15 protein-coding genes are annotated in these 17603 nt (G+C 68.9%); 9 read left to right on the top strand and 6 right to left on the bottom strand.

Going from position 1 to position 17603, the window contains the following annotated elements; all coding sequences use genetic code 11:
* Position 1: 1 nt before the first annotated feature.
* The 6 genes from ubiB to ASF65_RS20050 are packed head-to-tail and all read left to right on the top strand — an operon-like array spanning position 2 to position 4590.
* Positions 2 to 1588 carry a 2-polyprenylphenol 6-hydroxylase gene (gene ubiB / locus ASF65_RS20075; protein ID WP_055893479.1) on the top strand — a complete coding sequence of 529 codons (1587 nt, stop codon included), beginning with the start codon at positions 2 to 4 and terminating at the stop codon, positions 1586 to 1588.
* Between the two features lie 54 nt (positions 1589 to 1642).
* A complete protein-coding gene (locus ASF65_RS20070; RefSeq protein WP_055893476.1) occupies positions 1643 to 1915 on the top strand; it encodes a hypothetical protein in 273 nt (90 codons plus the stop codon).
* Positions 1912 to 2307 carry a type II toxin-antitoxin system VapC family toxin gene (locus ASF65_RS20065; protein WP_200940086.1) on the top strand — a complete coding sequence of 132 codons (396 nt, stop codon included), beginning with the start codon at positions 1912 to 1914 and terminating at the stop codon, positions 2305 to 2307. Before ASF65_RS20070 ends, ASF65_RS20065 begins: the two co-directional genes overlap by 4 nt.
* The gene (gene coaBC / locus ASF65_RS20060; protein WP_055893474.1) at positions 2304 to 3515 is read left to right on the top strand and encodes a bifunctional phosphopantothenoylcysteine decarboxylase/phosphopantothenate--cysteine ligase CoaBC; all 1212 of its coding nucleotides are present in this window, start codon (positions 2304 to 2306) and stop codon (positions 3513 to 3515) included. The genes ASF65_RS20065 and coaBC overlap by 4 nt, the downstream gene beginning before the upstream one ends.
* Positions 3512 to 3967 (top strand): dUTP diphosphatase, encoded by a 456-nt coding sequence (dut, locus tag ASF65_RS20055; RefSeq protein ID WP_055893471.1) that lies wholly within the window; start codon positions 3512 to 3514, stop codon positions 3965 to 3967. The genes coaBC and dut overlap by 4 nt, the downstream gene beginning before the upstream one ends.
* Positions 3968 to 3972: 5 nt before the next feature.
* Positions 3973 to 4590: a LysE family translocator gene (locus ASF65_RS20050; protein WP_055893468.1), complete on the top strand. Its 618-nt coding sequence runs from the start codon at positions 3973 to 3975 to the stop codon at positions 4588 to 4590.
* Between the two features lie 7 nt (positions 4591 to 4597).
* On the opposite strand, the gene ASF65_RS20045 is transcribed toward ASF65_RS20050, so the two are convergent.
* Entirely contained in the window at positions 4598 to 5437 is an 840-nt protein-coding gene (locus tag ASF65_RS20045; RefSeq protein ID WP_055893465.1) for a GGDEF domain-containing protein, read from the bottom strand.
* 268 nt (positions 5438 to 5705) lie between these two features.
* Between ASF65_RS20045 and cysK the strand changes: the two genes are divergently transcribed.
* Both cysK and ASF65_RS20035 read left to right on the top strand, forming a co-directional pair.
* Complete coding sequence (cysK, locus tag ASF65_RS20040) at positions 5706 to 6734, top strand: cysteine synthase A (RefSeq protein WP_055893460.1); 1029 nt, start codon at positions 5706 to 5708, stop codon at positions 6732 to 6734.
* A gap of 135 nt (positions 6735 to 6869) precedes the next feature.
* The gene (locus ASF65_RS20035; protein WP_055893457.1) at positions 6870 to 7820 is read left to right on the top strand and encodes a mechanosensitive ion channel family protein; all 951 of its coding nucleotides are present in this window, start codon (positions 6870 to 6872) and stop codon (positions 7818 to 7820) included.
* Between the two features lie 73 nt (positions 7821 to 7893).
* Here ASF65_RS20035 and rpsU read toward each other — a convergent pair whose 3' ends face one another.
* Both rpsU and ASF65_RS20025 read right to left on the bottom strand, forming a co-directional pair.
* Positions 7894 to 8148 carry a 30S ribosomal protein S21 gene (gene rpsU / locus ASF65_RS20030; protein WP_055893455.1) on the bottom strand — a complete coding sequence of 85 codons (255 nt, stop codon included), beginning with the start codon at positions 8146 to 8148 and terminating at the stop codon, positions 7894 to 7896.
* Positions 8149 to 8381: 233 nt separating this feature from the next.
* On the bottom strand, positions 8382 to 9761 hold the full coding sequence (locus ASF65_RS20025) for a cytochrome P450 (RefSeq protein ID WP_055893452.1): 1380 nt from the start codon (positions 9759 to 9761) through the stop codon (positions 8382 to 8384).
* Between the two features lie 198 nt (positions 9762 to 9959).
* On the opposite strand from ASF65_RS20025, the gene gyrB reads away from it, so the two are divergent.
* Positions 9960 to 12410, top strand: coding sequence for a DNA topoisomerase (ATP-hydrolyzing) subunit B (gyrB, locus tag ASF65_RS20020; RefSeq protein WP_055893450.1), 2451 nt, complete (start codon positions 9960 to 9962; stop codon positions 12408 to 12410).
* Positions 12411 to 12585: 175 nt separating this feature from the next.
* Here gyrB and ASF65_RS20015 read toward each other — a convergent pair whose 3' ends face one another.
* From ASF65_RS20015 to ASF65_RS20005, 3 genes are all read right to left on the bottom strand, one after another.
* Positions 12586 to 13416, bottom strand: coding sequence for a hypothetical protein (locus tag ASF65_RS20015; protein WP_055893446.1), 831 nt, complete (start codon positions 13414 to 13416; stop codon positions 12586 to 12588).
* Between the two features lie 405 nt (positions 13417 to 13821).
* The gene (locus ASF65_RS20010; RefSeq protein WP_055893443.1) at positions 13822 to 15243 is read right to left on the bottom strand and encodes a reverse transcriptase domain-containing protein; all 1422 of its coding nucleotides are present in this window, start codon (positions 15241 to 15243) and stop codon (positions 13822 to 13824) included.
* A gap of 478 nt (positions 15244 to 15721) precedes the next feature.
* On the bottom strand, positions 15722 to 17539 hold the full coding sequence (locus tag ASF65_RS20005) for an AAA family ATPase (protein ID WP_055893430.1): 1818 nt from the start codon (positions 17537 to 17539) through the stop codon (positions 15722 to 15724).
* Between the last annotated feature and the right edge of the window lie 64 nt (positions 17540 to 17603).

Genomic DNA, 17603 nt, shown 5'->3' with positions numbered 1-17603 from the left:
TTTGAGCAACCCCATCACAGGCACCTTCGCCCTTCTTCGGGCGGTCTATATCCTGGTGCGCGAGGGCGTGTTCTCGGCGTTGCCCGCCGAGGGCCTGCCGCCGATGGCCGCTCTCGCCCATCGCCTGGCAGGCCTGATGGCGCGGCGCTCGGCCCGGCGCGCGGCGCGCTCGGACCGCCTCAGCCAGGCGCTCAACCGGCTGGGACCCTCCTACGTCAAGCTCGGCCAGTTCCTGGCGACGCGCCCCGATATCGTCGGCACCGAGATCGCGCTGGAGCTCAGCCAGCTGCAGGACAAGGTGCCGCCGTTCCCGCGCGAGCAGGCGATCCGCGACATCGAGGTGACGCTCGGCCGGCGCATCGACGACCTGTTCGTCGAGTTCGGCGACGTGGTGGGCGCCGCATCGATCGCGCAGGTCCACAAGGCGCGCGTCCTGACGCGGGACGGCGCGTATCGCGACGTCGCGGTCAAGGTCATCCGGCCGGGCGTGCGCGTGCGCTTCCGGCGCGAGCTCGAGGCCTTCGCCTTCATCGCCCGCGTCCTGGAGACCTTCGTGCGCTCCTCGCGCCGCCTGCGTCCCGTCGCGGTGGTGGAAACGCTCGCCCAGTCGACCCGCATCGAGATGGACCTTCGTCTCGAGGCGGCGGCCTCGTCGGAAATGGCCGACAACGTCGCGAACGATCCGCATTTCCGGGTGCCCGGCATCGACTGGGAGCGCACGGGCCGCGACGTCCTGACGATGGAGTGGATCGACGGCATCAAGATGAACGACGTGGCGGCGGTGCGCGCGGCGGGGCACGACCTGCCGCGCCTCGGCGTCGATCTCGTCCAGTCCTTCCTGCGCCATTCGATGCGCGACGGCTTCTTCCACGCCGACATGCATCCCGGAAACCTCTTCGTGGTGCCGGACGGGACGATCGTCGCGGTCGATCTCGGCATCGTCGGCCGCCTGACCGCCGATTCCCGCCGCTTCCTCGCCGAGATCCTCTACGGCTTCATCCGCCGCGACTACCAGCGCGTCGCCGAGGTGCATTTCGAGGCGGGCTACGTGCCGCGCACGCAGGACGTCCTGTCCTTCGCGCAGGCGCTGCGCGCGATCGGCGAGCCGATCCACGGCCAGCCGGCCGAGACCATCTCCATGGCGCACCTCCTCACCCTCCTCTTCGAGGTGACCGAGCTCTTTGACATGCAGACGCGGCCCGAACTCGTGCTCCTGCAGAAGACGATGGTGGTGGTGGAGGGCGTCGCGCGCTCCTACGACCCGCGCTTCAACATGTGGGAAGCCGCCGAGCCGGTGGTGACCGACTACATCGTCTCCGAGCTCGGCCCCGCGGCCAGGCTGCGCGACGCCAAGCGGGGGCTGGAGGCGATCGGCCGGGTGATCCACCGCTTCCCGGACTTTGCGGCCGGCCTCGAGGTCTTCGCCAACAACATGCCCGACCTCATCGAGAACGGCATCCACATCAACGACGACGACCTGATGGAGCTCGCCAAGGAATCGCGCACCGGCCTCATCATCAGCCACATCGCGCAAGTGGCCTCCGCCATCGCGCTTGTGGTGATCGCCTGGCAGCTGACCTTCGGATAGGGTGAGGAAACTCCGAGGCCTTGCCTTGCCTGTCGTGACAGATGGGAGTGGACCGTGGACACTATTCTAATCGAGGCGCTCGATCCCATTGTGGAGCGGAAGCTGCGCCAGCGTGCAGCCGAACACGGTTTGTCCGTTTCTCAAGAGGCGGAGCGCATCTTGGCGGAGGCGCTTGTGGGGGCACCGATCACCGTAAGTAAACCGGTGCCGCTCACGGAAGAGGAGAAGGAGGCGCGCGTTCAGCGCCTTCTGTCCTATGCGCGCAGGCCGGTTCAGCCGATCGACTGGAAGGCGGAATCTGACGCGATGTGGGATTTCCTGGAGTGATCGTTGTCGATACGTCGGGGCTCTTTGCAATCCTCAATGGCGAACCTGAGGCTGTTGACCTTCTGGCGGCGGCAGTCCAGGCCGAAAGCGTGTTCCTGTCCGCTGTCTCTCAGGTCGAATTGCAGATTCTGACACTCCGACGCCTGGGGCCTGACGGCCTGAGGCGGCTTACCGCGGTGATAGCCGACTTGAGGGTTGGCATCGTTCCGTTCGATCGCACCCAAGCCGATGTCGCGCTTCCATGCGCGATGCGCTTCGGGCGGGGAAGCGGGCATCCAGCCAAGCTTAACCTGGGCGACTGCTCCTCCTACGCGCTCGACGCGCCGCTGCTCTTCAAGGGCGACGACTTCATCCACACCGATGTCCGCTCCGCCCTTGCGAGCCCGCCATGACCCTTGCCGACAAACGCATCCTCCTCGTCATCGGCGGCGGCATCGCGGCCTACAAGGGGCTCGACCTCATCCGGCGCCTGCGCGAGCGGGGAGCGAAGGTGACGCCGGTGATGACGCGCGCGGCGGGCGAGTTCGTCACGCCCCTGTCGGTCGGCGCGCTGGCCGGCACCAAGGTCTACGGCGAGTTGTTCGACCGCGACGACGAGCAGGACGTCGGCCATATCCGCCTCGCGCGCGGCGCCGACCTCGTCATCCTCGCGCCGGCGAGCGCGACGCGCATGGGCAAGATGGCGGCCGGCATCGGGGACGATCTCGCCGGCGCGATCCTGCTTGCGACCCGCGCGCCGGTGCTGCTGGCACCCGCCATGAACCCGGCGATGTGGACACACCCCGCGACCCGTCGGAGCCTCGAGACGCTCCGGCGCGACGGCCTCCGTTTCGTCGGTCCGAACCGCGGCGAGATGGCCGAGAGCGGCGAGAGCGGCGAGGGGCGGATGGCCGAGCCGCTGGAGATCGTGGCTGCCGCCGAGGCGATCCTTGCGACCGGCACCGGACCGCTCGCCGGCCGGCATGTCCTCGTCACGTCCGGGCCGACCCACGAGCCGATCGATCCCGTCCGCTACATCGCCAACCGCTCGTCCGGGCGACAGGGACATGCGATCGCGGCGAGCCTCGCGCGGCTCGGTGCGCGCGTCACGCTGGTGTCCGGCCCGGTGGCGCTCGCCGATCCGCCGGGTGTGTCGACGATCCATGTCGAGACGGCGCGCGAGATGCTGGCGGCGGTCGAGGCGGCGCTCCCCGCCGATGCCGCCGTGTTCGTGGCGGCCGTCGCCGACTGGCGCACGGAGGGCGATGCCGCCCACAAGATCAAGAAGGGCACGGAGGGACCGCCCGCACTCAGCCTCGTCGAGAACCCCGACATCCTGCGCACGGTCGGCACGGGGTCGCGCCGCCCGGCGCTCGTGGTCGGCTTCGCCGCCGAAACGCGCGATCTCCTCGAAAACGCGGCCGCCAAGCTCGAGCGCAAGGGCGCCGACCTCATCGTCGCCAACGACGTGTCGGGCGACGTCATGGGCGGCGAGGCGAACACGGTGCGGCTCGTTTCGCGCGACGGTGTCGAGGAATGGCCGCGCATGCCGAAGGGGGAGGTTGCCGACCGGCTGGCGCTGGACATCGCGCGGCGATTGGCCGAAACCGGCACACCATGAGCACCACGCGACCCCGGATCGGCATCCGCCGCCTGCCCCATGCCGAAGGCCTCGACCTGCCCGCCTACCAGTCGGCGGGCGCGGCCGGCGCCGACATCCGCGCCGCGCTCGCCGAGCCGCTGGTGCTGGAGCCGCAGGGGCGCGCTCTGGTGCCGACGGGCCTTGTGATGGACATTCCGGACGGCTGGGAGGTGCAGGTGCGCCCGCGCTCCGGGCTCGCCGCGCGCCATGGCGTGACCGTCCTCAACAGTCCCGGCACGGTCGACAGCGATTACCGGGGCGAGGTGATGGCGATCCTCGTCAATCTCGGGGCCGAGCCCTTCACCATCACGCGCGGCGAGCGCATCGCACAGATCGTGGTCGCCCCGGTGGTGCAGGCCGTGTTCGAGACGGTGGAGACGGTGTCGGCCTCGTTGCGCGGGGCTGGCGGCTTCGGTTCGACGGGGAGGTAGGCGCGATGACGCCGGCGGGTTTCCTGGCTTATGCGCTGGCGCTCGGCATCGCGGCGGCGGTGCCCGGTCCCGGCGTCGTGGCGCTGGTGGCGCGGGCGCTCGGCGCCGGCTTTCGCCACGGTATGGCGTTTGCCGCCGGTCTCGTGATCGGCGATCTCGTCTACCTGTCGGCGGCAGTGTTCGGGCTGGCGCTCGTGGCCGACATGCTCGGAAGCCTGTTCGTGCTCGTGCGGTACGGCGGCGCGGCCTATCTCCTGTGGCTGGCCTGGTGCCTGTGGCGCTCGGCCGGCGATGGGACGCAGGTGTCCGCCTTGACGAACGAGCGCGCCTCGCGAAGCTTTCTGGCCGGTCTCGTGGTGACGCTCGGAAACCCGAAGACGATCGCCTTCTACCTCGCTCTCGTGCCGACGCTGGTCGACCTCCGGCACGTCACCCTGACCGACTACCTGGTCCTCGCGTTGCTGACGACGGCGGTGCTCGTCATGGTCATGACGCCCTATGCGGCGCTCGCCGCGCGGGCGCGCGGCTTCCTGCGGCGGCCCGCGATGCTGGCGCGTCTCAACCGCAGCGCCGCCCTGTTTCTGGCCGGAGCTGCGGTCTGGACGCTGGCACGCCGGGCATAGCCTGCGATCAGCGTGCCGTGATCCGGCGCGCGTCCTTGGCCTCGCGCAGGCGCCGTTCCACCGGCTTGCCCTCGATCGTGGCCCCGCGCGCGAGGGCGCCGAGGCGCGTGAGCTCGACGCGGTTCCGGCCGGTCCGCTTCGCCTGGTAGAGGTTGGCGTCCGCCATCTTGTAGAGCGCCTGGAACGCGACGGGGCCGCGAAAGGCGACGCCCCCGGCCGAGACCGACAAGCGCGTGCGCCGGTCGGCCGGGCCGACCTCCAGCCGTTCGATCGCACGGCGCAGGCGCTCGGCGACGATCCGCGCCTCCTCCAGCCTCGCGTCCTTCAGGAGGATCGCGAACTCCTCGCCGCCGAGCCGCCCGACGAGATCGTCCTGGCGCACCGAGCGGCGCAAGGTGGCGGCGATCGCCGTCAGCGCCTCGTCGCCGACATGGTGGCCGAGCCGGTCGTTGATCTTCTTGAAATGATCGGCGTCGAGGATCAGCAGCGTGTGGTGGACGGCGTCGCGCGCGCGCCGGCGGCCGGTCGCGCCGATCTCGGCTTCGGCCGCGCGCTTGAAGGCCGTGCGGTTGAGAACCTGCGTCAGCCCGTCGCGCGTCGCTGCATGGTGCAGCCGCTCGTTCTGCCGGCGCAGGCCCGCGATGCGCGCGGCCGCATAGATCTGCAGCGGCAGCGCGCAGCCGAAGAACGCGAAGAGGCAGAACAGGAGCGTCGAGCGCGTGGCCGGAAGGCCGAACCCGTCGAAGGCGTAGAAGGCGGCGATCACCATGATCGCACCCATGGTCAGCGTGAGGCCGAGAAGCTCCATCGAGAAGCGGACGAGATCGTCGATCGAGGTCTGTCGCATGGCATGCCCTTGCAGCGGTCTTGGCCCCTAGCCTGAGGCCAGCGCCTTGCAGGGGCGTGAACCCATCGTGTCGAATTGCGCCGATGCCCGTTCAACCGCTTGTCATGGCTGGGGACGAAGATCATTCCTCGACGCGGCGCCTGCGGGGCACAATATTGCCCGCAGCGGCCGCTCGGACGCGTGGCGCGGGCTGTGTCGCGCGGGCGGTTCGGCTTAGACTGCCGACAAGCGCGACAGCGCCGGGCAACCAGAAGAGGACGCGCATCCCATGGACAATCCGACGAGCGAGACCACCGCGCGCACCCATGGCCGGGGCCGGATCTACGATTCCATCCTCGACACGATCGGCGACACGCCGCTGGTGCGCCTCGACAAGTTGGCGCGCGAGAAGGGCGTGAAGGCGCACCTTGTCGCCAAGCTCGAGTTCTTCAACCCGATCGCCTCCGTGAAGGACCGCATCGGCGTCGCCATGCTGGAGGCGCTGGAGGCGGCCGGCACCATCCAGCCGGGCCGCAACACGCTGATCGAGCCGACCTCGGGCAACACGGGCATCGCGCTCGCCTTCGCGGCCGCCGCCAAGGGCTACCAGCTGATCCTGACCATGCCCGACACGATGTCGATCGAGCGCCGCAAGATGCTGCGCCTGCTCGGCGCCGAGCTCGTGCTCACCGAGGGCGCGCGCGGCATGAAGGGCGCGATCGCCAAGGCCGAGGAGCTGAAGGCCGAGATTCCGAACGCGGTGATCCCGCAGCAGTTCGAGAACCCCGCCAACCCGCAGATCCACCGCGTCACCACGGCCGAGGAGATCTGGAACGATACCGCGGGCGGTGTCGACATTTTCGTCTCCGGCATCGGTACGGGCGGCACGATCACCGGCACGGGGCAGGTCCTGAAGAGCCGCAAGCCCGGCCTGCAGGTGGTGGCCGTCGAGCCCGAGGCCTCGCCCGTCCTGTCGGGCGGATCGCCGGGACCGCACAAGATCCAGGGCATCGGCGCGGGCTTCGCGCCGCCGATCCTCGACCGCGAGATCTACGACGAGGTCGTGACCGTCTCCAACGAGGATTCGTTCGAGACCGCGCGGCTCGTGGCGCGCCTCGAAGGCGTGCCGGTCGGCATCTCGTCGGGGGCGGCGCTCGCCGCGGCGATCCGCGTCGGCCAGCGCGAGGAGAACGCCGGCAAGACGATCGTCGTGATCATCCCGTCGTTTGCCGAGCGCTACCTCTCGACCGCCCTCTTCGAGGGGCTCGTCGACGAGGGGGAGCCGAAGGAGCCGCCGCGCGGCACGCCGTCGATCTGATGGCCGACGCAACGAATTGACGGAAGGGGCCGCCGCCGGGCGGCCCTTTCCTTTTCGGCCGGGCGTCCTTTCTAGGGATGGGTGCTTCGGGAGGGAGCGCGCCCGCTGCGACCCAGCCGAAACGGACCGACCGGAATGCCCATCCAGGAAACGCTCGAGACCTCGCACACCTTTCTGGCGCGCCTCGCCTCCGAGGCCGCCGCCTTCCTGCCCAACCTCATCGCCGCGATCCTGATTCTCGCCGTCGGCCTGTTCCTGGCCGGGCGGCTCGCCAACCTCGTCACCCGCGCCTTCGGCGTGTCGACCAAGGTCGACCAGACCGTGCGAGAGCCGCTGGTCGCGATCGTGCGCTACGTGGTCGTCATCCTGACCCTGATCATCGCGCTCGGCCAGGTCGGGGTGCAGATGACCTCGCTGCTCGCGGTGCTCGGCGCGGCCGGTCTGGCCGTCGGTCTGGCGCTTCAGGGAACGCTCACCAACATCGCGGCCGGCATCATGCTCCTGTGGCTGCGCCCGTTTCGCGTCGGCGACTACATCGAGACGCAGACCTTCGCGGGGCGCGTCCACCAGATCGGCCTCTTCGTCTCGCATCTCGAGACCTTCGACGGCCTCTTCGTGTTCGCCCCGAACTCGACGCTCTGGAACGTCTGGATGCGCAATCATTCGCGCGCGGCCTCGCGGCTTCTCGCCTGGGCCGTGACCGTGCCGCGCGACATGCCGTTCGAGGCGGCGCGCCAGGCGCTGATCGAGGCGTGGCAACAGGAGAGCGCGGACGGGCGGCTCAGCGAGCCCGTCGCCTTTCTCGACCAGCTGACGGTGGATGCACAGATCCTGGTGCTGCGCGGGCGCGTCACGGAAGGCGAAACGGCGACCGCCCAGCGGCGCATCGCCGAGGCGATCCGCACTCGGTTCCTCCAGCGGTTCGGCGAGGGGCAGGAGCCGCGAGCGATCCAGCGCATCGTGCCGGCTGACAACGACCCCTCGCGCTATCTCGGGCAGGACGAGGCGCCGGCCGCCAATCCCACCCTCGTCAACGACCGGCCGGAAACGCCTTCTCAAGGGGTTGTCACCACCGCGAGGGGATGAAGCCCCGACGCGCAAACGAAAAGGGCGGCGGATCCTGCGATCCGCCGCCCTTTTCCATTCATTCGACCAGGCTTTACGCCCCGCGGGACGGAGCGCCCGGACGGACGGCCTTCTTGGGCGCCGGCAGCAGACCCTCGCGCTGGGCCTGCTTGCGGGCGGCCTTGCGGGTGCGGCGGATGGCATCCTGCTTCTCGCGAACGCGACGCTCGGACGGCTTCTCGTAAGCCCGGCGCTCCTTCATTTCGCGGAAGACGCCCTCACGCTGGAGCTTCTTCTTCAGAGCGCGCAGCGCCTGTTCCACATTGTTGTCGCGAACGTCGACCTTCATGGGCATCCTTTCGATACGGGCCGGGGTTGCGAACCCCGTGGGTTGATGTCCGGGATGACCCGGCGGTTCTACATTCATTCGTCCGTCGGCGGCGGAGCCGAAAGGCTCGGGGCTCTTCCCCGGAAGGAGAAGCCACGTCCGTCGCGGTCGGCAGGCAAACGATCGCGTGTCAATGGCCTCTTTCGCCGCCGAAATCAAGGTCCACCCGCACGGCGATCTTCGATTGGGCCGCGTCAGGGCGACGCCCGGCGACGCGTCACCCGCATCGGCAGGCCGCCGCGCGGCTGCACGGTGATCTTCTGGACGGGGTGGGGCGGCCGGGCGCCGGCATAGTCGAAGCGCAGCGTGCGCATCAGGCAGGCGAGCGCGATCACGCCTTCCTGAAGGGCGAACGAGGCGCCGATGCACACGCGCGGGCCGACGCCGAAGGGAATGTACTGGAAGCGGTCGATCCGCCCGCGATTCTCCGGGCTGAAGCGCTCGGGAAGAAAGTGCCCCGGCCGCTCCCACAGGGCTTCGTGGCGATGGACGAGCCAAGGCATCACGAGGAGCGAGGCGCCGGCGGGCACCTCGATGCCCGCCACCGTGTCGGCCTCGATCGCCATGCGGTTGAGCGAAGGGGCGGGCGGGTAGAGGCGCATGGCCTCCTCCAGCGCGGCGCGCGTGCGGGGCAGGGCGTCGGCCCAGTCGCTGGGGTCGGGTAGGCCCGGCAGCCGCTCGTCGAGTTCGCGCTCGACCTTGTCGCGCTCGGCGGGCGCGCTGGCGAGGAGGTAGAGCGTCCAGCCGAGCGCGCGCGCCGTGGTCTCGTGGCCCGCCCCGATGAAGGTGATGATGTTGTCCTCGACCTCGGACGCCGACAGGCCCTCGGTCTGGAGAAGAAGCGTCAGGAGATCGCGCGGCGCGGATGCCGGATCGGCCGAGATCAGGGCGCGGCGGCGCTCGGCCGTCTCGGTAATCAGGCGCCGGAAATAGGTCGTCGAACGATGGCCGAGGATGCGGCCGATGCGCGGCAGGAAGGCGGGTGCGTCGAGAAGGTCGAGCGGGTCGATGCGGCCCATGCGGTGGAGAAAGTCGTCCATCGCGCGGGCGAACTCGGCCGGCTCGCCGGCGATCGCATCGGTGAAGAGCGTCGCCTGCAGGATGTCGTAGGTGAGAAGCGTCATCTCGCTGGCGACGTCGCGTGGGCCATCCGTCTCGCTTGTCCCCAGCCGATCGGCGAAGGCCTGCGAGCGCGTGGCCATGATAGCGGCGAGCCCGCCGACATTGCGCGGCGTGAAGACCGGTGCCATCGCCCGGCGCGTGCGGCGCCAGAGCTCGCCCTCGGCGGTGAGAAGCCCGTCGCGCAGCATCGGCCGCAGCACGCGCTGGCGCAGCGGCTGCATAGCGTAGTTCGCCGCGTTGTCGACGAGGCAGTGCCGGATCGCGGCCGGGTCGTTGACGATGACGGTGGGCACGCGCAGCCAGTCGTTGCGCAGGACCCGCTCGCGATAGGCCCGCTCGCCCCAGATCTCGATCGGGTTGCGCATCGCCGTCCAGATGAAGGCGGGCGTCGAGAGCGGGCGTGGCCGGGGGCGCGGGGCGGGCGCGAGAAAGGCGTCGGAAAGCGCGGCCATCGGGGCGATGCTCCGGTGAATCGGAACGGCTGACATGGGAACCGCGCGGCGCCGGCGAAAGGGCGCCGGGATCGCCGAAAGTGCTGAAAAGCTTGGATTCGGGGGCGGAAACCATTATATCCGGAAGGCCCCGTCGGGCACGAGTGCAGGGCGGGCGGAGCGTTTTTCGGCTTCCTCCCGCGTCACCACAGGAACATCATGTCAGAAGCCTTCGAGACGAACCCCGGCGTCCCGGCCGAGTACGGCGCCGATTCCATCAAGGTGCTGAAGGGTCTCGACGCCGTCCGCAAGCGTCCCGGCATGTATATCGGCGACACGGACGACGGGTCCGGCCTCCACCACATGGTCTACGAGGTGGTCGACAACGCGATCGACGAGGCGCTCGCCGGCCACGCGACGCTCGTCACCGTCACGCTCAACGCCGACGGTTCCTGCACCGTGACCGACAACGGGCGCGGCATTCCGACCGACATCCATTCCTCCGAAGGCGTCTCGGCGGCCGAGGTCATCATGACCCAGCTGCACGCCGGCGGTAAGTTCGACCAGAATTCCTACAAGGTCTCGGGCGGCCTCCACGGCGTCGGCGTCTCGGTCGTCAACGCCCTGTCGGTGTGGCTGAAGATGAAGATCCGCCGCAAGGGCAGGATCCACGAGATGAGCTTCACCCACGGCGTCGCCGACGCGCCGCTGGAGGTGACGGGCGAGGCGGGCGACGAGACGGGCACCGCCATCACCTTCATGCCCTCGACCGACACGTTCAAGGGCGTCACGACCTTCGACTACGGCACGCTGGAGCATCGTCTGCGCGAGCTCGCGTTCCTGAATTCGGGCGTGCGCATCGTGCTCGCCGACAAGCGCCACGCCGACGAGAAGCGCAACGAGCTGTTCTACGAGGGCGGCCTCGAGGCCTTCGTGCGCTACCTCGACCGCGCCCGCAAGCCTCTCCTGTCCGAACCGATCACCGTGAAGACCGAGCGCGACGGCATCACCGTCGAGGCCGCGCTCTGGTGGAACGACAGCTACCAGGACAACGTCCTGTGCTTCACCAACAACATCCCGCAGCGCGACGGCGGCACGCATATGGCGGGCTTTCGCGGCGCCCTGACGCGCCAGGTGATCGGCTATGCCGAAGGCTCGGGGCTCCTCAAGAAGGAGAAGGTGCAGCCGACCGGCGACGACTGCCGCGAGGGGTTGAGCTGCGTCCTCTCGGTCAAGGTGCCGGACCCGAAGTTCTCCTCGCAGACCAAGAACAAGCTCGTCTCGTCCGAGGTGCGGCCTGTCGTGGAAAGCGCCATGAACGAGGCGCTGAGCTCCTGGTTCGAGGAGCACCCGTCCGACGCGCGCACCGTGGTCGGCAAGATGGTGCAGGCGGCGGCCGCGCGGGAAGCCGCGCGCAAGGCGCGCGAGACCGTGCGCAAGGACGTGATGAGCGTCTCGACCCTGCCCGGCAAGCTCGCCGACTGCCAGGAGAAGGATCCGGCCAAGAGCGAGATCTTCATCGTCGAGGGCGATTCGGCCGGTGGTTCGGCCAAGGGCGCGCGCTCGCGGCAGAACCAGGCCATCCTGCCGCTCCGCGGCAAGATCCTCAACGTCGAGCGCGTGCGCTTCGACCGGATGATCTCGTCGGACCAGATCGGAACGCTGATCACCGCGCTGGGCACCGGCATCGGGAAGTTCGAGGGCTCGAGCTACGGGTTCGACGCCGACAAGCTGCGCTACCACAAGATCATCATCATGACGGACGCCGACGTCGATGGCGCCCACATCCGTACGCTGCTCCTCACCTTCTTCTTCCGGCAGATGCCTGAGCTCATCGAGCGCGGCTACGTCTACATCGCGCAGCCGCCGCTCTATAAGGTGACACGCGGCAAGCAGAGCCAGTACCTGAAGAACGAGAAGGCGCTCGAGAACTACCTGATCGACGGCGGTCTCGAGGACGCCGTCCTGACGCTGGGCTCGGGCGAGGCGCGCCGGGGCCGCGACCTGCGCGCGGCCGTCGACGATGCGCTCCAGGTGCGCCAGATCCTGTCCGGCCTCCATTCGCGCTACGCGCGGGCCGTGGTGGAGCAGGCGGCGATCGCGGGTGCGCTCAGCCCCTCGGTCGCCGAGAACCGCGGCGAGGCCGAGGTGATGGCCGACCGCATCGCCAAGGCGCTCGATGCCGTCGCCGAGGAGACGGAGCGCGGCTGGATCGGCGAGGCGGACGGCGAGGGCGGCTACCGCTTCCAGCGCACCGTGCGCGGCGTGCTCGAGATGCAGGCGCTCGACGCTGGCCTCGTGCAGTCGGCGGACGCGATTGCGCTGCATCGCATGGCAAGCCGGCTCGGCGAGATCTACGAGACGCCGCCGGTGTTGAGGCGCAAGGAGACCGAGCGTGCGCTGACGGGTCCGCTCGATCTCCTGAACGCGGTCTTCGAGGTCGGTCGCAAGGGCCTGTCGCTCCAGCGCTACAAGGGGCTCGGCGAGATGGACCCGGAGCAGCTCTGGGAGACGACGCTCGACCCCGAGGTCCGCTCGCTGCTGCAGGTCAAGATCGCCGACGCCACGGATGCCGACCAGCTCTTCTCCCGCCTGATGGGCGACGAGGTCGAGCCGCGCCGCGAGTTCATCCAGGAAAACGCCCTGCAGGTCGCCAACCTCGACATCTGACGGGACCTGTGTGGCGGGAAGGGATTGAACTCGGTCTGTAACGGATTGGGCTTCCGCTAACGGGAATACGCTGACTGGAAGCCAGCTTTGGTGTCGGTAGAACCCGGTGCCAAAGCGTCGGCCTTACGCATCCTATCGTTTCCGCGACCCGCGACCGCTTCGGGTCGCTTAAGTCTCACGGACTGCAATCCGGGCATGTGCGATTCTCGGTTTTCCAGACGACCCGATGGAAGGGATCCTCGATTTCGGCCGGATGCTCGTGTCCCAGTATCGCGGAAGGCGGTAGGTCGCCTCTGAGGCAGAACGAGAAATCGAGTTTCGGCACTTCGACGGTCCGGATCGCCGTTCGGCGAGCCCACTCCAACAGCAGCTTGGCTGCCAGTTCGTTGCGCACTCCGGCCGAGACCGAATCGAGTGGCAGGGCGGCACGCACGATCGTCGGATGGCCGCGACGGCGCATCACGGGGTGAGCATCCCAGCCCAACAACGTCTGTAGCCATTCGCTGCCGTACAGCAGGTAATGTCCCCCTCCGTCGAGGAGGCTTCGGTCGTCCAACGCCAGGAACAGGCGTCCAGCGTCCCGGCCCCTGTCCTCGAACGTCGAGAGAAGCCTGTCGGGATCCGGGTAACGCCGGGCAAGTTCGGGCTCCTCGCGGAGGAGTTCGCGAACCCGTCTTTCGAGGGCGTCGGGATCGTTGACCCTTAGACCTTCCTTCGAGAAGCAGCCGGGATCGTCGACCCGGGTGCCATGGAAGACGATGGCGCGTGCAGCGGCGAGGTCGTTCGCCATTTCGTCCAGCAGGTCGCCGAGGTCGGCTCGGGATGCCTTTCCGACTTGGTACAACCACTCCGTATCGTCGCAAGCATGCAGCTTCCGGGGTCGCCGGGCCAAACGCTCCGTGCCGCCCGGTTTCAAGCGCTGGCCGACCCATCTTCCGATGTCGTCGACCCAGGTCGATGGCTTCGCCCACTCGATGGTGAGGTCCGAGAGTCGGTTGTCGTTCATCGGCTACCCTTCGTAGGGGACATCGATGCCAAGGGTCGGTGACCGCCTCAACCGAAAGAATCGACCCCGTCGCCCCTTCTGTCTCGACCCATGTTGCTACCGGCCGTGCGAGGTGGCCATGCCCCCCGCAGCTTGAGGCCGCGGCGGCCGACGCCTCGTCAAGGCGGCTTCCGGAGGGGCGTTCGGATCGTCGTGAAAGGAGTTGCACTTCCCGATGGAAGGGATTTGGCGAACCGATGGAAGGGATTGGGCCTTCTCGTCCGAAACCGGTTGGGCCGACTGGGCTCCCGATGGGTAGTTCCGCCATCGCTCCAACCGGCCCCCGTCCCGCAGACGCGGGCGCTCCACCTTTCCGCTTCAGCGGCGTGCGTTCCGGATGCCGGCCCCTCGCTTCCGGCCTCGGCGTCACGCCCTGTCCTTCTCCACGTAGTGCTTGAAGCGCTCGCGGATCTGCGCCTTCTGGTTCCGCAACTGACGGAGGATCGGGCGCGCGTCCGGCCCCATGACCTCCTCAATGCGCTTGACGTACGTCCAGAACGTCCAACCCGATTTGTCGGTCACGTCCTCGAAGTCTCGGACGCGTCCGTACCGCTCGTAGATCCTCCGGTAGTCGTAGCGGTCACAGATCTCGTCGGTCGTGCGCGACCGGTACCGTCTGGACTGGGCGACGGCCTCCTGACGGACCGTTCCGGCGATCTTCTGGCGGAGGACCGAGAGCGTGGAGTCGCGAAGGCGCACGTTGCGCCCGTCGAAGCGGAAGCCGAGATACTCGAACCGCTTGTTCGGCGGGGTGCTTCCGACGGCCACGCAGCTCAGCGTGTCGCCGTCCGGGGCGAACCGATGGACGGACGTCTTGGCCTCGGCGATGCGGAGTTCGTCGCCCTGGAGGCTGATCGCGTCCGACACTGTCCTTTCGAGGACCGAGGGTGCCACCGCGTCGGCGGGCACCACGAACAGGATGTCGTCGCTGTAGCGGCTGTAGTGACCGCCGAGCGACGTCGCGAGCGTTTTCATGTCCCGGTCGAAGTCCAGCATGTACATGTTCGCGAGGAGGTCCGAGATCGGGGTTCCCTGGGGGATGCCGTAGCTCTCGGTCCGCCTGACCGCGATTTTTGGGTGCTTGCCTCCCTCGCCAAACACCACCTCACGCATCGTCCGCGCGTCGCAAAGCTGGGTCGGTATCTGCCGTCGGTCGACCAGGTAGCCCTCGACGAGGTCCCCTCGGTTACGGACAGCCTTCCATCCCCAGAAGCCCAGCCGTCGGTACACCTCTAGCTGGTCGACCTCGACGTAGTTCGTCAGGCTGCGGAAGACGCGGTAGTGGTCGGGAGGCAGGTCTCCGACCCCAAGCAACGACGCCCAGACCTCCTTCAGCCGGGCATGGTCGAGGCTCTCGAAGAAGCTCTTGATGTCGAGGCACAGCACGTGACAGTCGCGCAGGCGCCGGATGTGCCCGATCGCGTCGTACGCGAAGTCGATGTTGCACTTGTTGCCGCGTCGGTACGGGCTCCTCACCCGCCTGTAAGCCGCGACGGCGTCGCCGAGGTCCAGCGATCCCAGGCGTTCCTCGTAGAGGCACGACAGCCAGTCCCGGTAGCGCATGTAGATGTAGGCGTCGCCGCGGGCCGCGAAGCGGATCGGCCGCTTCTTCGGCGGCTTGCGTGGCTGTCCGTGCCTCCGGAAGTACCGCTTCACGTCCTGGAAGAGGAGCAGCGGACGGAAGGGGTGCCGGGCCACCGCCACCGGGTCGGTCGCCAGCGCCGTGGCCGCCTCGGGGCTGAGGGGGCTGTCGAAGTGCGGGTAACGCTTGAGCCTGTCGCGCGGCATCGACCAGGGCCGGGGCGGAGCGAGAAGGGACGTCGGTCGGGATGGCATTCCGTCTACCCGACGCCCTTGCCGTCTCTAGGCGAGACCCCGGAGGAGCCTCTCATGCTGCCAGTCATTCGACATGCTGAGGTATGCTGGCCGTGCCGTCCTCATCGGACTTCTGGCCGTCCTGCCGGAACAGTCCGGCGAACCAACCAAGGAGATGATCTCGTTGTTCATCGACCTGATCTCGTCGCCGGCCCTTGACAGGGTCAACCCATGACTCGCGGGCCTTGCGCCCGCGATGGCAAGGATTTGGTGACGAATGGATCGCCCTGCAAGGATTCGATCCGAGGATTGAATCCTTCGCTGTCCACGATTCCTGGGGCGATACCACCGACGGGCCACGACCGCGCACGTCAAGAGCCGGGGCTCCCGGGTTCCGCGCCGCCGCACGGGGATCGGGCAAGCCGAGGCCGTCGACCGTCCCGGCCGCCCCTCAGCCCGGAACCGCGCGAGGCGTGCCCCGTCTCCTGTCGGAACGCGAAGCGGCCGGCTGGCCTTCCCCCGCCCCCTTGACCGGGGCAGCAGGAAGGGAATGCAGTCCCGTCGCGGCATGCCACACACCGTGCATCTCTAGGCGCTCGGCAACGGCCTCGAGGTCGGTCCGTCGTTCCCTGACGAATCCACGAGCACGGTCGAGGCATTCGGCCAGCGTCCGCTCGACGCGGCGCCCGAACGCCCGGTCCTGACGGAGGCACCGGGCGACCTCGTAGTCGGACGTCATCCCCGTCGTGGCCAGCGTGCCGCCGAGACCGAGGTCCAACTCGATGTGGGCGACGAGCCTCGTCGCCCTCGCGAGGTCCGAATCCGGCGCCCCGCCGCTGAGCTCGCTCGACTCGCCGAACACTTCGAGCTCGGCAGCCGTCCCCCCGAGCATCGTCGTCACCAAGTGAAGGTATGAGGCCAGCGTCCCTTCTCCCCCGCGCTCGAGCGTGAACTCCGTCCGGTTGCCGTTCGGACCCCGAAGCTCGCGCCGGACCACGGCACGCACCGGGACGGACCCCGACGCGGCGGCGAGCGCCTGCCCGACCACGACGTGACCGGCCTCGTGCACGCACACCCGCCTGAAGGCCGCGTCGGTCAGCCGGACGGCCGGCGGCAGGGCGCGCACGAGGTCGCCATGCTCCATGGGGCGCCGCGCGGTTCGGGCCGTCCGCCGTGCTCCGCGGACGAGGATCTCGAGGTCGGCGCCGCTCTTCCCGTCCATGGCGTCCGCGACTTCCGTGAGGTCCGCGCCCGGGAGATCCCCCCGCAGGTGGAAGCGTAGGATCCGCTCCCGCGCGTCCGCGTCCGGCATGGGGATGGCGATCTCCCTGTCGAGGCGACCGGCCCTGCGGATCGCGGGGTCGATCAGGTGCGGGTGGTTGGTGGCGCCGACGACGACGACGCCCGGCCGTCCCTCGGCGCCGTCGAGGCACTCCAGAAAGGCGTTGATGACCTCCCTCGTGTACCGCGCGTTGTGGTCGTCGACGTTCGCCCGGTCGCCGAACGAGTCGAGTTCGTCGACGAACAGGATGCACGGAGCGGCCGCGATCGCCTCGGAGAAGGCGGTACGCATGGCCTTCAGCAGGGCGTTGAGGTAGCCCGCTGCCTGCCAGCGCGCGAGGCTGTGGACGTGGACGGGGACGCCGCACGTGCGTCCGAGCGCCCTTGCGAACGTGGTCTTGCCCGTCCCCGGCGGTCCGTGCAGGAGCGCGCCCCGGTCGACCTCGCCCCAACCGATCCGGCCGGCCCTGTAGTCCGCGAGGTCGACCGAGAGGGTCCGTCCCCATTCGGCGGCCTCGCCGAGGCCGGGCAGCTCGTCGAGCGTCGGCCCGTCGGAAACTCCGTACGTGTCGCCCGCCGCATCGGAATTCTTTTCCGGTGCAACCTCGGTATCCCGGCCCGTCGGCTCAGCCGAGCGCGCCGCCTCGACGCGCTTGGCCAGCCCGGCCGCGGCACGGAACGAGCGCCCGCCCTCCACGAGGGACGTCAGGAGGTGCCAGGGCACAGACATAACGTCCTCAATCTCGCGGGCACCCATCGGCTCGATGGCCCGCACGCGCGAGGCCATCGCTAGGAGCAGGCGGCTGTCGGGCACGGGAATGGCGGCGACGCCGTCCGCGATGGTCGCGAGGAACGCCGGGACGTCGTCGGGCGTGTCATAGAGCCAGCAGGTGCTGCGATGGCTTTGGAGACTTGGCACTACGACGTCGACCGACTTGGTGCGGTCGGCCTTCTGCGCGGCGACAAACAGGATGAGACTGGGCGTCAATCAGGATGAGACGGACGGCGCGGGCCGCATCGTAGGGAGGGCGTAGCCCGACCGGAGGTGTGGC

The organism is Aureimonas sp. Leaf324 (genome assembly GCF_001423245.1).
GTDB lineage: Bacteria > Pseudomonadota > Alphaproteobacteria > Rhizobiales > Rhizobiaceae > Aureimonas.
The sequence above is the reverse complement of the archived record's forward strand: the minus strand, read 5'-3'. Positions and strand labels throughout refer to the sequence as shown.

Excerpts from the sequence above, each read along its gene's own strand:
- gyrB (WP_055893450.1), top strand. The coding sequence starts at position 9,960 with ATGTCAGAAGCCTTCGAGACGAACCCCGGCGTCCCGGCCGAGTACGGC.
- dut (WP_055893471.1), top strand. The coding sequence starts at position 3,512 with ATGAGCACCACGCGACCCCGGATCGGCATCCGCCGCCTGCCCCATGCC.
- ASF65_RS20045 (WP_055893465.1), bottom strand. The coding sequence starts at position 5,437 with ATGCGACAGACCTCGATCGACGATCTCGTCCGCTTCTCGATGGAGCTT.
- ASF65_RS20050 (WP_055893468.1), top strand. The coding sequence starts at position 3,973 with ATGACGCCGGCGGGTTTCCTGGCTTATGCGCTGGCGCTCGGCATCGCG.
- cysK (WP_055893460.1), top strand. The coding sequence starts at position 5,706 with ATGGACAATCCGACGAGCGAGACCACCGCGCGCACCCATGGCCGGGGC.
- ASF65_RS20025 (WP_055893452.1), bottom strand. The coding sequence starts at position 9,761 with ATGGCCGCGCTTTCCGACGCCTTTCTCGCGCCCGCCCCGCGCCCCCGG.
- rpsU (WP_055893455.1), bottom strand. The coding sequence starts at position 8,148 with ATGAAGGTCGACGTTCGCGACAACAATGTGGAACAGGCGCTGCGCGCT.
- ASF65_RS20015 (WP_055893446.1), bottom strand. The coding sequence starts at position 13,416 with ATGAACGACAACCGACTCTCGGACCTCACCATCGAGTGGGCGAAGCCA.
- coaBC (WP_055893474.1), top strand. The coding sequence starts at position 2,304 with ATGACCCTTGCCGACAAACGCATCCTCCTCGTCATCGGCGGCGGCATC.
- ASF65_RS20010 (WP_055893443.1), bottom strand. The coding sequence starts at position 15,243 with ATGCCGCGCGACAGGCTCAAGCGTTACCCGCACTTCGACAGCCCCCTC.
- ASF65_RS20035 (WP_055893457.1), top strand. The coding sequence starts at position 6,870 with ATGCCCATCCAGGAAACGCTCGAGACCTCGCACACCTTTCTGGCGCGC.